General features: G+C 68.4%; 12 protein-coding genes. 4 read left to right on the forward strand and 8 right to left on the reverse strand.

Annotation, left to right across the window (positions count from 1 at the left end):
• Nucleotides 1-20 precede the first annotated feature (20 nt).
• From AC1HFW_RS29600 to AC1HFW_RS29635, 8 genes are read right to left on the reverse strand one after another with little or no spacing between them, the layout of a single operon-like run.
• Nucleotides 21-1,262 carry an SDR family NAD(P)-dependent oxidoreductase gene (locus tag AC1HFW_RS29600; protein ID WP_479286216.1) on the reverse strand — a complete coding sequence of 414 codons (1,242 nt, stop codon included), beginning with the start codon at nt 1,260-1,262 and terminating at the stop codon, nt 21-23.
• A complete protein-coding gene (locus tag AC1HFW_RS29605; RefSeq protein ID WP_479286217.1) occupies nt 1,259-2,434 on the reverse strand; it encodes a thiolase family protein in 1,176 nt (391 codons plus the stop codon). The genes AC1HFW_RS29600 and AC1HFW_RS29605 overlap by 4 nt, the downstream gene beginning before the upstream one ends.
• Nucleotides 2,431-4,062: an AMP-binding protein gene (locus tag AC1HFW_RS29610; RefSeq protein WP_479286219.1), complete on the reverse strand. Its 1,632-nt coding sequence runs from the start codon at nt 4,060-4,062 to the stop codon at nt 2,431-2,433. The genes AC1HFW_RS29605 and AC1HFW_RS29610 overlap by 4 nt, the downstream gene beginning before the upstream one ends.
• Nucleotides 4,063-4,071: 9 nt before the next feature.
• Nucleotides 4,072-4,563: an aromatic-ring-hydroxylating dioxygenase subunit beta gene (locus AC1HFW_RS29615; protein WP_061072336.1), complete on the reverse strand. Its 492-nt coding sequence runs from the start codon at nt 4,561-4,563 to the stop codon at nt 4,072-4,074.
• On the reverse strand, nt 4,560-5,873 hold the full coding sequence (locus tag AC1HFW_RS29620) for an aromatic ring-hydroxylating dioxygenase subunit alpha (protein ID WP_006388957.1): 1,314 nt from the start codon (nt 5,871-5,873) through the stop codon (nt 4,560-4,562). Before AC1HFW_RS29620 ends, AC1HFW_RS29615 begins: the two co-directional genes overlap by 4 nt.
• Nucleotides 5,874-5,900: 27 nt before the next feature.
• Nucleotides 5,901-6,878, reverse strand: coding sequence for a PDR/VanB family oxidoreductase (locus tag AC1HFW_RS29625; RefSeq protein WP_006393126.1), 978 nt, complete (start codon nt 6,876-6,878; stop codon nt 5,901-5,903).
• Between the two features lie 21 nt (nt 6,879-6,899).
• Nucleotides 6,900-8,444 carry an indolepyruvate oxidoreductase subunit beta family protein gene (locus tag AC1HFW_RS29630; protein ID WP_061072335.1) on the reverse strand — a complete coding sequence of 515 codons (1,545 nt, stop codon included), beginning with the start codon at nt 8,442-8,444 and terminating at the stop codon, nt 6,900-6,902.
• 11 nt (nt 8,445-8,455) lie between these two features.
• Nucleotides 8,456-10,681 (reverse strand): thiamine pyrophosphate-dependent enzyme, encoded by a 2,226-nt coding sequence (locus AC1HFW_RS29635; protein WP_479286221.1) that lies wholly within the window; start codon nt 10,679-10,681, stop codon nt 8,456-8,458.
• 371 nt (nt 10,682-11,052) lie between these two features.
• On the opposite strand from AC1HFW_RS29635, the gene AC1HFW_RS29640 reads away from it, so the two are divergent.
• The 4 genes from AC1HFW_RS29640 (at nt 11,053) to AC1HFW_RS29655 (ending at nt 15,320) form a co-directional block, all read left to right on the forward strand.
• Entirely contained in the window at nt 11,053-11,547 is a 495-nt protein-coding gene (locus AC1HFW_RS29640; RefSeq protein WP_061072334.1) for a MarR family winged helix-turn-helix transcriptional regulator, read from the forward strand.
• 231 nt (nt 11,548-11,778) lie between these two features.
• On the forward strand, nt 11,779-13,350 hold the full coding sequence (locus tag AC1HFW_RS29645) for an ABC transporter substrate-binding protein (RefSeq protein ID WP_061072333.1): 1,572 nt from the start codon (nt 11,779-11,781) through the stop codon (nt 13,348-13,350).
• A 66-nt stretch (nt 13,351-13,416) separates the two neighbouring features.
• Nucleotides 13,417-14,406 (forward strand): ABC transporter permease, encoded by a 990-nt coding sequence (locus AC1HFW_RS29650; protein WP_006388963.1) that lies wholly within the window; start codon nt 13,417-13,419, stop codon nt 14,404-14,406.
• Nucleotides 14,406-15,320, forward strand: a complete 915-nt coding sequence (locus tag AC1HFW_RS29655; RefSeq protein WP_006393132.1) for an ABC transporter permease — start codon at nt 14,406-14,408, stop codon at nt 15,318-15,320. The genes AC1HFW_RS29650 and AC1HFW_RS29655 overlap by 1 nt, the downstream gene beginning before the upstream one ends.
• Nucleotides 15,321-15,324 lie beyond the last annotated feature (4 nt).

Below are 15,324 nucleotides of genomic sequence, written 5' to 3' on the forward strand. Positions count from 1 at the left end.
TTGGTTTTCGGGTCGGGGCGTCAAGCGCCCAGTTCGCGTTCCAGTCCCTTGGGGTTTTCCGCCAGCCGCGCGCGGAATTCCTGTGCCACGTCGCCGACGTACACGTCCTCGACGCCTTCCTTCAGCGCGCGCACGATGGCGCCCGCGATCGCCGCGGGGGCCACGCGCGGGGGCGGCGTGCGCTGCTCCCATTCGTGGTCCACCGGGCCGGGAAACACATTCACCACGCGCACGCCGGCCGGCCGCATCTCGGCGCGCAGGCACTGCGCCAGCGACAGGGCCGCGGCCTTGGAGGCCGACCACATGCCGCGCGCCGGCAGGTTGACGTGGGCGTAGATCGACAGCACGTTGACCCAGGCCGTGGCGTTGTTGACGCCGTCGGCGGCGCGGCCGCACAGCGCCGGGCCGAAGCCCTGCGCCAGCCGCATCAGGCCCAGCACGTTGACGTCCATCGCGTCACGGGCGGTGTTGACGTCCTTGCGGCCGAGCAGGCCGCCTTCGCGTTCCAGGTCGGCGGTGTTGACGAGGATCTCGACCTTGCCGCCGATCGAGGCGGCCGCGCGCTCGACCGAATCGCCATCGGTCACGTCCAGCGCCAGCACCTGCACCCGCGGATCGGCCGCCAGCGCGTCGAAGGCGGCGTCGCGGCGCCAGGTCTGCGGGTCGCCGACGAACACCGTCGGGCTGCCGGCGTCCAGCAGCGCGCGCGCCACCGCCAGGCCCACCGCCGATTTGCCGTCGGTGACCAGCGCCCGGCGGAATTTCGGATCGCACGAGGTCTCGCGCAGGGTCTTGTCGTCTTCCATGTTGGGCGTATTCCTTTCGGGCAGGGCGATCATCACGGCCTGGCCGCCGCGGTCCAGTTTCAGGGCCAGCCGCACGCGGGCGCCGTCGGCGCAGTCCTGGTGCACGTGCGCCACCACCGACGGGCCGGCGTCCATGCGCACCGTGCCCACGCGCCACGGCAGGCGTTCACGGAAATAGAGGTCGTTGCTGTGATGCAGGGTGGTGCTGACCAGCAGTTCGCCTTGCGGATCCACCGGCCGCCAGGGCAGGTGTTCCGACAGGCAATGGCCGCAGACTTCGCGCGGCGGGTATTGCACCGCGCCGCAATCCGCGCAGGTCTGCAGTTCGAAGCGGCCTTCGGCGGCCGCGGCGGTCAGCCCCAGCGCCGCGCGGCTGCGGGCGCCGGGCGGCAGGGTTGGCTGGCGCGTGCGCGCGACGGGATTCTTGCGTGGCGGCTTGGCTAGCGGCTCGGTCATGCGTCGCTCCTGGCCAGGATGGCCGCGGCGGTGCACAGCCCGCGGTCGTAATTGATCATGCCGAAGCCGCTGACCAGCCCCAGGCGCGCGTCGGCCACCTGGGTGCCGCCAGCGGTGCCGGTCAGCTGGCGCAGCGCCTCGACCATGCCGAGGTAGCCGCCGGCGGCGCCGGCCTGGCCCACCGACAGTTGGCCGCCGTTGGTGTTGAACGGGAAACTGCCGTCGACGGTGAAGGTGTTGGCGCGCACGAATTGCGGCGCCTCGCCCTTGGGGCAGAAGCCCAGGTCTTCCATCTGCATCAGGTTGATGACCGGGTAGTCGTCGTAGGCCTGCAGGAAATCCATGTCGGCGGGGGCCGCGCCGGCCATGCCGTAGAGTTCGTCGATGTCCATGGTCCAGCCGCCGCGGGTCTGGATCGGGTCCTCGATCCAGGCGTTGTGGCGCTCGATGGTGGACAGGATGCGGGCGTAGGGCAGGTTCAGCGCCCGCGCCCGGTCCTCGCTCATGACCAGGAAGCCGTCGGCGCCGGCGCAGGGCATGACGCAGTCGAACAGGTGGATCGGGTCGGTGATGACGCGAGCGTCCAGGTATTGCTTGAGCGTCAGCGGCTTTTTCATCAACGCGGGCGGATAGCGCAGGGCGTTGTCGCGCTGCGCCACGCAGACCTTGCCGAAGTCCTCGCGGGTGGCGCCGGTGCTGCGCATGTAATGCGCGGTCAGCAGCGCGAAGCTGGCGTTGGGGCCGCCGGCGCCGTAGGGGTAGACGGCGTCCTGGGCGAAGCGCGAGAACTGGCTGACGGTGTTGCGGAACGAGTCGACCTGGTTGGTGTCGCCCGCGAGGCAGGCGACGATGCTGGCGTCGCCCGCCTGCACCGCGCGCGCGGCGCGGCGCAGGGCGCCCACGCCGCTGGCGCCGCCCATGGGGATGTGGTCGAGCCAGCGCGGGCTCATGCCCAGGTGCTGGGTCAGGCCCACGGCGCTGTCCGGCGCCAGCGTGAAGCTGGACACGCACAGGCCGTCGACGTCGGTCTTGGCGATGCCGGCCTGGCGGATCAGTGCGCCCAGCGCGCGGCCCAGCCACCAATGGGCGGCATGGGTGGAGTACCGCTCGTACGGAATGCTGACGGGCAGGGCCGCCACCACGCCGTCGTAGCGGGCGCGCGGCGCGGTCATCGGGCGGGCTCCTGGCGTTTCTTCATGGCGGTGGTGTCGACGCAGCCCGCCGTGCCCGGCAGGGTCGGCGCCAGCGCCTTCATTTCGCCGCGCTGGATCTTGTTGGTGGTGGTGAGCGGCAGGCTGTCGACGAAGGCCACGTAGCCGGGCGCCTTGTAGTAGGCCAGCTGTTGCAGGCTCCACTGCACGATGTCGCGGGCCGCGTCGGCGCGGGCAGCGGCGTCGGCGGGCGCGGTTTCCGCCACCACGCAGGCCAGCACCTCGTCGCCGCGCACCGGATCGGGCACGGCGGCCACCGCCACCGCCTTGACCAGCGGATGCTGCAGCAGCACGCTTTCGACTTCCACCGCCGAGATGTTCTCGCCGCTGCGGCGGATCACGTTTTTCTTGCGGTCGACGAAGCGCAGGGCGCCGTCGGCCTCGCGGCGCACGATGTCGCCGGTGTGGAACCAGCCGTCTTCCCAGGCCTGCGCGGTGGCGTCCGCGTCCTTCAGGTAACCGGCGAAGAAGCCATAGCGCGGGTCGTCGCCGGCATGGCGCACCAGCAGCTCGCCCGGCTCGCCGGGGGCGGCCTCGCCGCCCTGGTCGGCGACGATGCGCACCTGCACGTCGTCCTCTTCGCGGCCAAAGCAGCTGCTGCCGATGTGGCGCGGCTCCTGGTTGGCGATGATGACGGCGCCCGCGCCGGTCTCGGTCATGGCCCAGGCTTCCAGCAGCGGGAAGCCGAAGCGCTCCTCGAACGGCTGGTGCAGCTTGCGGTCGACGCCGGCGCCGAAGCCGAAGCGGATCGCCGGCTGTCTGTCGCGCGCCGACGGCTCGGCCTTCATCAGGATCGCCGGCATCACGCCCAGGTAGTGCAGCACGGTGGCGCCCGAGTCACGCACGCTGTCCCACCAGGTCTTGGGGTGGAAGCGGTCCAGCGGGATCAGGCAGCCGCCGGTCAGCACCATGGCCATGGCGGAATAGGCCATGGCGTTCATGTGCACCAGCGGCAGCGGCGTCAGCATGCGTTCCTCGCCGGGACGCAGCTGGGCCAGGCCGCCGATACGGGCGTACCAGCCGCCCGCGTGCAGGAAATAGCGGTTCGGCAGGATGCAGCCCTTGGGCCGGCCGGTGGTGCCGGACGTGTACAGCAGCGCGCATTCGGTCAGTTCGTCCGGTTCGCCCGCCAGCGGCGCGGGGAAGGGCGCGGCGGGCGGGGCGTCGTCCGGGCCCATCACGCGCAGCGGCCGGCCGGCGCGCTCGGCGGCGGCCAGCAGGTCGGCGTGGCGCTCGGGCAGGGCCACCGCTAGCGCGATCTCGGAGTGGCCGGTCAGGTATTCCAGTTCGGCCGCGCGCAGGTCGGGATTGATCGGCACCACCGACACGCCCAGCGCGTTCAGCGCGAACCAGTGCAGGAAGAAGGCGGGCCGGTTCTCCAGCAGCAGGCCGGCGCGGTGGCCGTGGCCGTAGCCGGCGCGGGCGTAGGCCGCGCGCAACGTCTCGATGGCGCTGGCCGCCTGGGCGTAGCCCAGCTCGCCGGCGCCGATGCCGTAGATGCCGGCGGTTTCCGGCAGGATGCACAGGAAGGGCCTGGCGCCGTGGCGCGCCGCCGTGTCGCGGAATGCCTGGTGGACGGTGGTGCTCACAAGCCGCTCCTACATGAACAATTGGATGTTGCCGAACGCGGCGTCGCAGTTCACCAGGTCGACGCGCTTCAGACGGATGCGCAGCGCGCCGTCCTGTTCGACCAGGTGATGGGTGGTCCAGCCGGCGTACAGGGTCTGCGCGTCCTGCCGCGTCTCGACGTAGTGGAAAGCAGTGCGCACCACGTGGCGGCCCTGGTCGGGCGCCGACTCGGGATGGCCGTGTTCGACCGTGGGCGCCTGCAGCAGGTGGTGGCAGCGGCTCTTGGGCTGCTGCGAGAAGGTGCGCTGGCCGGCCAGCCGCTCGACGCGCACGCGCAGCAGCAGCTTGTCCTCGTACATCAGCGAGGCATGCAGGCGGGCGTCGGTCTGGTCGTGGGCCAGCGGCATCCAGTAGTAGCCATCATCGGCGTACAGCTCGAGCCAGTCCTCGAAGCGCAGCTCGTCGAGCAAGCGCGCCTCGGCGTAGACGAAATCGATCAGGTCGCGGTCGCTCAAGCTCATGCCTGCTCCGTCATGTAGCGGCCCCATGCGCGGTACTGGTTGCGCATCTGCCATTCGTTGGTGCCGTTGGTGGTGACGTTCTTCTGGCCGAGCTCGGCCGGGTCGTACAGGCGGCCGACGTTGACCCAGTCGCGGGCGCGCGATTGCAGGCCGTCCTGGGCGCGCTCGTACATCTCCAGGTCGTCATGGCCGACCACCGAGGTGGGGGCGTTGATCAGGCGGTTGTACATGAGCGTGCGTTCCAGCAGCAGGTCGGGCGCGCCGACCAGGCGGAAGGTCCACGACTCCACCAGGGTGCGGTCGGCGGCGATCGGCTTGAATACGCGCAGGGTCTGGATCGGGCCCTTCACCATGATGTTGGGGAAGTACACGGTGTTGTGGCGCACGTCGCCCAGGATCTGGTGGGCGCGTTCCTCGCCATAGGCCGCGACCATCGACTCCCAGTAGCCGGGAATGCCGGAATACGCGGCATGGATCGAATCGGACACGCCGGTATGGCCGTGGCCGTTTTCCCAGACGCGGATGCCCATATTCTCGAAGAACTCATACGGCGAGATGAACGGCGCGAACAGTTCCACCGCCATCGGCTTGGGGGTGCCGGCGGGCGCCTGCTCCCAGACCTTGACCGCGGTGCCGGCCGACGATTCGTGCGCCACCATCGGGTGGCAGGTGTCGGTCTGGTTGTCGACCAGCATCTTCCAGTTGCAGCGGTGCATATAGCGCAGCACGCCGCCGGCCACTTCCAGCCGGCCCTCGGGCGAGCGGTCGACCATGTTGTCCAGCGTCGACAGCGCGTCGCCGAAGAAGTCCTCGAACGACTGGCCGTTCGGATTCAGGCGGCAGAACACGAAGCCGCGGTGGTTGCGCACGTCTTTCACCGCCGCCATGCCCTGGCTGGCCTCGCACTGCTCCAGGCCGGTGTTCTCGTAGCCCTTTTTCAGCGGGATCGACAGCAGGCTGCCATCGGTCTTGAAGGTCCAGGCGTGATACGGACAGCGGAAGAACTTGCCGGTGTTGCCGCAGGCGTCGCCCGCCACCATGGTGCCCTTGTGCGGACAGCGGTTGTGCAGCACGCGCACCGAGCGGTCGCTGTGGCGCACCATCACCACCGGCTGGTTGCCGACGGTGGTGGTGATGTAGTCGCCGGGGTTGGGCACCTGGCTGTCGTGGCCGACGTAGACCCAGGTGTTGGCGTAGAGGCGCTCCATCTCCAGGTCGAACAGTTCGTCGTCGATGAACAGGTCCTTGTGCACCTCGGTCTCGCGCAGCAGGGCGCGGATGGCATCGGGGTTGTCGCGGTATTTGGCCATGCTGGTCTCCTCTTGTCGCGCCCGGCCCTACAGGTCCAGCACCAGGCGCGCCGACTTGGCGCGCGAGATACAGATCTGGATGATCTTGCCGCTGGCCTTCTCGGTATCCGACAGGTAGTAGTCGCGGTGGTCGGGCTCGCCTTCCAGCACGGTGGCCTGGCACACGCCGCATTCGCCGCGCTTGCAGTCGTACATCGGATCGCAGCCTTCCTCTTCCATCACGTCGACGATGGTCTTGTCGGCGGGAATGGTCAGCACCCGGCCGGACTGGCGCAGCTCGACCTCGAAGGGTTGGTCGCCGGCCTGCGGCGCGGCGGTGGCGAACAGTTCGAAATGGATGTGGGCGTCGGGCCAGTGGCGCGCGCGCGCTTCCTGGATGACGGCGTCGATCAGGCCCTTGGGGCCGCAGACGTACAGGTGCTGGCGCGGATTGGCGGCGTCCAGCAGCGCCTTCAGGTCGAAGCGGCAGGCGGCGTCGTCGTCTGCGTGCGGCACCAGCGCGTCGCCGGCCAGCGCCTGCAATTCCGGCAGGAACGCCAGCTGGTCGCGGCTGCGGCCGCTGTAGTGCAGTGCAAAGGCGCGGCCCGCGGACTTGAGCGCGGCGGCCATCGACGCCACCGGCGTGATGCCGATGCCGCCGGCGATCAGCACCACCGGCTCGTCGCCGGCCGGGCCCTCGTGCAGCGGGAAGTCGTTCTTGGGCCCTTCGACGCTGAGCGTGTCGCCCACCGCCAGGCCATGCATGTGGCGCGAGCCGCCCGCGCTGGCTTCTTCCAGCCGCACGCCCAGGCGGTATTCGACGGGTTCGGCGAAGCGGCCCGCCTCCGGCGCCAGTTGCACCAGCGAGTAGCAGCGCGGCTCGCGCAGGCCCGGCACGGTGACCTTCAGGTGGGCGCCGGGGCCAAAGGCGGGCAGGGCGCCGCCGTCCTCGCGCGCCAGGCGCAGCGAACGGATCAGCGGCGATTCCTGCCGGACTTCACGGACGATGAGTTTCAGGGTTTGCACGGCGTCGTCTCTATCTCGATGTCAGGCGGCCAGTTTCTCGGCCAGTTGGCGTTCCATGGGGCCGCATTTCTCGTCGGCCAGCGCGGCCTGGCGCAAGGCGCGCAGCGAGGCCGCGGCGTCGGGCCGGCCCGCCAGCTTGGCGGCGGCCGCGATCAGCTGGCGGTACTTGCCGCCGCCGCGCACATGGGTGTCGCTATAGCCCTTGACCAGGCGGCGGCAGTTCACCGTCTCGACCGCCAGGTCGTAGTCGCGGGGCGCCAGGCTGGCGATCAGGTCGAGCCATTGCGCCAGGCCCTCGGATTCGATCTGGTGGCGCAGCGTGCGGCGGCGGAAGCGCCGCATGCCGGCCAGCGTGTACAGCATCAGGAACCCGCCCAGCGTGCCGCTCTGCATGCGGCGGCCCTTGCCCAGGCGGCGTTCGACGAAGCCGCCGAACGCCTTCGATTGTTCGAGCCAGCGGCCCAGGCCGGCCGGCAGCGTGCCGCAGATCTCTTCCAGCCGCGGGTGCATGAATTCGGTGGTGTAGACCAGCTGGTCGGGCTTGGCGCCGACCTCGGCGCGCACCCGTTCGAAGCGCGTGCCGCGCGTCTTCAGGTCGGCCACGCGGATCACGTCGTCGTAGGCCATGGCGGTGGCCAGGTAGCGCGCGGCGGCACAGGTCAGCGCCCATTGCTTCGATTCGCCGCCGTGGCGCGCGTCCAGTTCGCGGATCGCCGTCATGCGGGCCAGGTAGTCCTCGGCGTACGCCAGGTCCTGGAACTCGATCTGGCGGCGCACGCCGGCCGTCAGCATGGGCTGCGCACAGGCGGGGAAGTCGCGCTGGATGCGGTCCAGCAGCGCCTGCGCCGCCGGGCTCGCGGCGCGTTCGGGCACGACCGGTTGCGGGCGGGTCAGGTCGATCGCGGCCGGTTGCGCGGGCGCCTGGTCGGCGGCCTCGAAGCCGAGCGCGAAGGCGCGCAGGCTGGCGTCCACGCCGACGCCGGCGCGGCGCACGGTGGCCTCGAAGTCATCGCGCGAGAACGGCAGCGCGCCGCTGCCGGCCACGGCGCCGAACAGGCTGGCGCTGATGACGCTGCCGGCGCGGTCGGCCAGGTCCTGCAGGTCGAAGCAGAGGAAGCGGCGGGCCGCGGCGCGGCCGGCTTCCAGCACCTTGTTGGGGTCGGCGATGCCGTTGCCCGGCGCCGACTTCTCGCTGACCGCGTAGCTGCGGTGCGATGAGGCGATCAGCACGCTGCGGTCGGGCGTGACCAGCCCGCGCTGGATGGCGCGGCCGCCTTCCATCAGCTCGGCCGCCACCACCAGGTCGACGTCGCCCGGTGTGGGCATCAGCGCCAGCGCGGGCGGACGGCCGGCGCGGGTCACGTCGGACTCGGGCAGCAGTTCCAGGTAATAGATGGTGGCGCCGGTGCGCTGCGCCACGCCCGGCACCGAGGTGGTCTGGGCCCACCAGCCGGCGTGCTCGGCCATGTCGACGATCCAGTCGGCCAGCACGCCGCCACCCTGGCCGCCCATGGCCAGGATGGCGATCTTGATGGGAGTGCCTTGCTGCAATGCCACCGGGTTCATGGGGCGGGTCCTCACAGGGCGAATTTGGCCAGGCGCGCTTCGCGGCGGCGCTGCAGGTAGCCGATCACGCCCTGGCGCAGGCGCGCCAGGAAACGGTCGCGGCCGCTGGGGTTGTGGACGATGTCGGCGCGGTAGAACGACGGGCACAGCACGGCGGCGTGCGCCACCTCGCCGCAGTTGCCGCAGCCGACGCAGCTGCTCTCGACGTGGGCCACCGGATCTTCCTTGAGGGGATCGCCGCTGTCCTTGACCGTCAGCGACGGGCAGCCGGACAGCCGGATACAGGCGTGGTCGCCGGTGCAGACGTCGGGGTCGACGCCGAAGCGTTCCTTGACCACGCGCTTGCCGGCCTTGACCGCCTGGTTGAACAGCGGCTTGATGCGGCGCTGCTTGTTCAGCATGCATTCCGACTGGGCGATGATGACCTTGGGCCCCTTGATGTCGGTGGTCAGCGCTTCCTCGATGGTGGCGCGCACCTTGGCGACGTCGTAGGTGCGGTCCAGCGTGCGCACCCACTTCACGCCCACGCCGCGCACGGCCTGGTCGATGGGGTTGTTGGTGGAGCGGTCCGGATTCTCGGCGCGCGACGACAGGATGTCCTGCCCGCCGGTGGCCGAGGCGTAGAAGTTGTCGACGATGACGATGACGCCGTCGTACTTGTTGAACACCGCGTTGCCGATGCCCGAGGCCAGGCCGTTGTGCCAGAAGCCGCCGTCGCCCATGATCGAGATGGGCCGCTTGGCCGCCGGCACGTTGAAGGCCGCGGCGCTGGAGGCGCCCAGGCCGTAGCCCATGGTGGTCGCGCCCAGGTTGAACGGCGGCAGGATCGAGAACAGGTGGCAGCCGATGTCGCAGGAGATATGGTGCTGGCCCAGTTTTTCCTGCGCCAGCGTCAGGGCCGAGAAGATCGGCCGTTCCGGACAGCCGGTACAGAAGCCGGCCGGACGCGGCGGCACCACCGCGGCGAGTTCGGCGATGTGCTTGTGGAAGGTGATGGGCTGCTCGGCCGGACGCGGCGCGGGCTTGGGCCGGGTGATCTCGGTGACCTGCAACGCCGGTTCCGCCGCGCCGCTGTCGGCGGCCACGGCGGGATGGGTCTGCAGCGATTCGGGGCGCTCGCGCTTGAGGAACGCGCGCAGGCCGTCGCGCATCACCTGGGTGGTGTATTCGCCCGCCATCGGCAGCACGTCCTTGCCGGCCAACTTCGTATCGACGCCGGCCTTGCGCAGCACCGCGTGCAGCGCCTGTTCCAGGTAGTCGGGCTGGCCTTCCTCCAGCAGCAGCACGGCGCGCTTGCCGCGGCAGAAGTCGATGACCTCGTCTTCGATCACGGGGTAGGCCACGTTCATCACGTACAGCGGGATGCGGCTGTTGCCGAAGTTGTCCGCCAGGCCCAGCAATTGCAGGGCGCGGATCACGCCGTTGTAGAGGCCGCCCTGCAGGATCAGGCCGATGTCGTCCTGGTCGCCGTCGAAGTGCTCGTTGAGCTTGTGTTCCTTGATATAGCGGATGGCGGCGGGCCAGCGTTCCTTGATCTTTTCCTGCTCGTGCAGGAACGACGCGGGCGGCAGCACGATGCGGCTGGTGTCGCGCGCGGGGCTTTCCAGCGCCTCGGCCAGCGAGAACGCCGGCCGCTTGTTGTCCTTGGCGATGAAGCGGCCATGCACGTGGCAGCCACGGATGCGCAGCTGCAGCATCACCGGCGTCTTGCTGGCTTCCGACAGCGAGAAGCCGTCTTCCACCGCCTTGACCATGCTTTCCAGGTTGGGGCGCGGATCGAGCAGCCAGATCTGCGATTTCATGGCGAACGCGTGCGAGCGTTCCTGCATGATGGACGAGCCTTCGCCGTAGTCTTCGCCGACGATGATGAGCGAACCGCCGGTGACGCCGCCCGAGGCCAGGTTGGCCAGGGCATCCGAGGCGACGTTGGTGCCGACGGTGGATTTCCAGGTGACCGCGCCGCGGATCGGGTACATGACCGAAGCGGCCAGCGTGGCGGCGGCGGTGGCCTCGGAAGCGCTGGCCTCGAAGTGCACGCCGAGTTCCTGCAGGATGTCGTTGGCGTCGGCCAGCACGTCCATCAGGTGCGAGATCGGCGAACCCTGGTAGCCCGCGACATAGCCCACGCCGGATTGCAGCAGCGCCTTGGTGACCGCGAGAATGCCCTCGCCGCGGAACTCTTCGCCCGCGCCAATGCGCAACTGCTGGACTTCTTTCTTGAAAGACCTTTCAGCCATCTCGAACTCCTCCACGCGGACCGGCATCCGGGTCCCGAAGTCATGCTGCTTCGCAGCATGTCCATGTCACGAAATCTTGCCCTGAAAAATACTTTAGGAGTCAACGTTTTAGCTGTCAACAAAAAAGATGAAATTTCATAGAATCAAAAAAATATCACGCTAAAACAAGGGTGTATATACTGGTTGTTCTCTAGCCCGACGGCGCCGAAAAGGCGCTTTCATGGTGCAAAAACGGGTTGCGATTCGGGGTATACCCTGTGCTGCGCAACAGCATTGCGCCGCGTCATGGCGCGCGCTTGCGCCGCCGTGGTGCAATGCGCCTGCCGGCCTCGGGTCGCCTATTCAATATTGATGCGTGGGAGCGGAACAACATGCGGTCGGACAAGCAGGGCAACGGGATCCAGGCCGGTGGCGCGCGGTTCGTCGACGACTACCTGGCCTACCTGCTGGCGCAGGCCAGCCAGCGCATCTCGGCGGAGTTCCACCAGCAGGTGAAGGCGGCGGGCCTGTCGGTCACCGAGTGGCGGGTGCTGGCCAGCCTGGAGGGCAGCGCCGGCGAGACCATCGGCGACCTGGCGGTGCTGGCGATCACCAAGCAGCCGACGCTGAGCAAGGTGGTGCAGCGCATGGAAGCCGAAGGGCTGGTGACGCGCACCGAGGTGCGCGCCGACCGGCGCCAGACGCGCGTGGTCATCACCACCAAGGGCCGGCACCTGATCGGCGCGCTTTGCGAGCAGGCCATGCAGCACCAGAAGGCGGTACTGGCGCCGTTCGGCGAGGACCAGGCGGCGCTGCTGATCGACATGCTGCGGCGCCTGATGGCCGAGCACGTGCCGCTCGACCTGCCGCTGGACGCCGACGAATAGGGCGGGCCGGCCGCGTGAAACCGGGGCGGGCGCCTGGCCGCCGGCCGGTCCGGCGGGGCGAACAGTGTTTACATCAAAGGACCATCGATTTTTTTGTCATATTTTTATACGTCCCTAAATATGTTTCCCCTGTGAAAACCCCCTCCGGTACGCATAAACCCTTAATTGACGCGGGTCTTGGGCCTAGGCAATATCGCGCCGGTATTCAGACTATAGTCAGGAGTTAAACCTATGCGCCGCACTTTGATTGCCATCGCGATCGCCGCCGCCGTGGCCGTGCCCTCGATCGGGCAAGCCAAGACCTTCCGTTGGGCCGCCCAGGGCGACATCCTCACTTTCGATCCGCACTCGCAGAACGAAGGCATGACGATCGCCGCCAACAGCTACGTCTATGAACCGCTGGTGGACTACGACAAGGACTTCAAGGTGGTGCCGCGCCTGGCAACCGAGTGGCAGCAGGTTTCGCCCACGCTGTACCGCTTCAAGCTGCGTCCCGGCGTCAAGTTCCACGACGGCGCCGCCTTCACGGCCGACGACGTGGTGTTCTCGGTGCACCGCGCCATGGCGCCCACCTCGAACTACAAGGCCTACACCACAGGCATCAAGGAAGCGCGCAAGATCGACGACCTGACGGTCGAGATCGAGACCTCGGCGCCCAACCCGGTGCTGCTGCGCCAGCTGCCCAACGTGTTCATCATGAACAAGGCCTGGTCGGAGAAGAACAACATCGCCAAGCCGCAGGACTTCGTCAACAAGGAAGAGACCTTCGGCGCGCGCAACACCAACGGCACCGGCCCGTACAAGCTGAAGTCGCGCGAAGTGGACGTGCGCACCGTGTTCGAAGAGAACAAGGACTGGTGGAACAAGGCCGGCAAGGTCGGCAACGTGACCGAAGTGGTGTTCACGCCGATCAAGCAGAACGCCACCCGCACCGCCGCGCTGCTGTCCGGCGAGATCGACTTCGTGCTGGATCCGGCGGCCCAGGATCTGGACCGCCTGCGCCAGTCGGCCAAGGTGGTCGAAGGCAACGAATACCGCACCATCTACCTGGGCCTGGACCAGAAGCGTCCCGAGCTGCAGTACTCGAACATCAAGGGCAAGAACCCGTTCCAGGACATCCGCGTGCGCGAGGCGCTGTACCGCGCCATCGACGTCGACGCCATCAAGCGCGCCGTGATGCGCGGCCTGTCGGCGCCCACCGGCACCATGATCGCGCCGCAGGTCCATGGCTGGGCCGAGTCGCTGCACAAGCGCGTGCCCTACGATCCCGAGAAGGCCCGCGCCCTGCTCAAGGAAGCCGGCTACGACGGCACCCTGAACTTCACGCTCGACTGTCCCAACAACCGCTACATCAACGACGAGGCCATCTGCCAGGCCGTGGTCGGCATGTGGGCCAAGGTGGGCGTGAAGGCGAACATGAACGCCATGCCGCGTTCGACCTACTTCCCCAAGGTGCAGAACTCCGACACCAGCGCCTACCTGTTCGGCTGGGGCGTGCCGACGTTCGACGCCATGTACACGCTGCAGAACCTGATCCGCACCAAGGGCGAGGGCGCGGACGGCATGTACAACCTGGGCAACTACAGCAACAAGGAATTGGACGCGATCATCGACCGCATCAAGACGGAAACCGACGTGGCCAAGCGCGACGCCGACATCGTCAAGGTGCTGGAAGTCCACGCCCAGGAATTCGGCCACATCCCGCTGCATGACCAGGTCATTCCCTGGGCCATGCGCAAGAACGTGTCGGTGATCCACCGCGCGGACAACCGCCTCGTTGCCGACTGGGTCAAGGTCGACTGACCCCGCCCTTCCGGCTAACCAGACAGCGAAGCCCCGCGGGGCTTCGCCGTTTTGCCTTTCCCGCCTATGTTTGCTTTCATACTGCGTCGCCTGTTGCAGGCCGTAGCGGTGATGCTCACCGTCGCGCTACTGGCCTTCGTGCTTTTTCAATACGTCGGCGACCCTGTCACCATCATGCTGGGGCAGGACGCCACCGATGCCGAACGCATCGAACTGCGTGAGCGCCTGGGGCTGAACGAGCCCGCCATCGTCCAGTTCGGCCATTTCGTGGCCAACGCCGCGCAAGGCAATTTCGGTATTTCCCTGCGCCAGAGCGAACCGGTCTCGAGCCTGCTCAAGTCGCGCCTGCCGGCCACGCTGGAGCTGTCCCTGGTGGCGGCCCTGCTGGCGCTCGTGGTGGGCGTGCCGCTGGGCGTGTACACCGCGCTCAAGCGCAACAGCCTGCTATCGCAGCTGCTGCTGGCCGGCTCGCTGCTGGGCGTGTCGCTGCCGACGTTCCTGATCGGCATCCTGCTGATCCTGGTGTTCTCGGTGCAATTGGGCTGGCTGCCCAGCTACGGCCGCGGCGATACCGTGGCGCTGGGCTGGTGGACGTCCGGCCTGTTCACCGCGAATGGCTGGAAGCACCTGATCCTGCCGTCGATCACGCTGTCGCTGTTCCAGATGACGCTGGTGCTGCGGCTGGTGCGCTCCGAAATGCTGGAGGTGCTGCGCTCGGACTACATCAAGTTCGCCCGCGCCCGCGGCCTGAAGCGCCGCGCCATCCATTTCGGCCACGCGCTCAAGAACACCATGGTGCCCGTCATCACCATCACCGGCCTGCAGCTGGGCGGCATCATCGCCTTCGCCATCGTGACCGAGACGGTGTTCCAGTGGCCCGGCATGGGCCTGCTGTTCATCCAGGCGGTGCAATTCGCCGACGTGCCGGTGATGGCCGCGTACCTGTGCCTGATCGCGCTGGTGTTCGTGGTGATCAACCTGATCGTCGATCTTCTGTATTTTGTCGTGGACCCGCGCCTGCGTTCCGGGCTGACCCGCGGCGGAGGTGGCCACTGATGCGTGCCGTACTGAAACGCTGGTGGGACAGCGATATTGCCTGGGCCTGGCGCCGGGCGCCCGTGGCCATCGTCGCCACCGTACTGCTGGCGGCCCTGCTGATCGGCTCGTTCGGCGCCGGCTGGGTGGCGCCGCACAATCCGTTCGACCTGACCAAGGTCGAGCTGCTGGACGCGCTGTTGCCGCCGGCCTGGTCGCCCAACGGCCAGTCGACCTATCTGCTGGGCACCGATAGCCAGGGCCGCGACCTGTATTCCGCGATCCTGTACGGCACCCGCGTGTCGCTGCTGATCGGCCTGGCCTCGGTGCTGCTGTCGATGCTGATCGGCATCGTGCTGGGGCTGATCTCGGGCTACGCGGGCGGGCGCATCGATGCCTTCATCATGCGCATCGCCGACGTGCAGCTGTCGTTCCCGGCGATCCTGATCGCGCTGCTGATCGACGGCGTGGCGCGCGCGGCGGTGCCGCGCGAGCTGCACGAGATCATCGCGTTCCCGGTGCTGATCGGCGCCATCGCGCTGGCCGGCTGGCCGCAGTACGCGCGCACGGTGCGCGGTTCGACCCTGGTGGAGAAGAACCGCGAATACGTGCAGGCGGCGCGCGTGATCGGCGTGGCCTCGCCCGTCATCATGTTCCGCCATGTGCTGCCCAACGTGCTGGGGCCGGTGCTGGTGCTGGCCACCGTGCACCTGGCGACCGCCATCATCACCGAGGCGACGCTGTCGTTCCTGGGGGTGGGGGTGCCGCCGACGGCGCCGTCGCTGGGCACGCTGATCCGCATCGGCAACGATTTCCTGTTTTCCGGCGAATGGTGGATCACCATCTTCCCGGGCGCGGCGCTGGTGCTGCTGGTGTTGTCGGTCAACCTGCTGGGCGACTGGCTGCGCGACGCACTCAACCCGCGCCTGAATTAGAGAT

Source organism: Achromobacter sp. ISS7 (assembly GCF_056523125.1).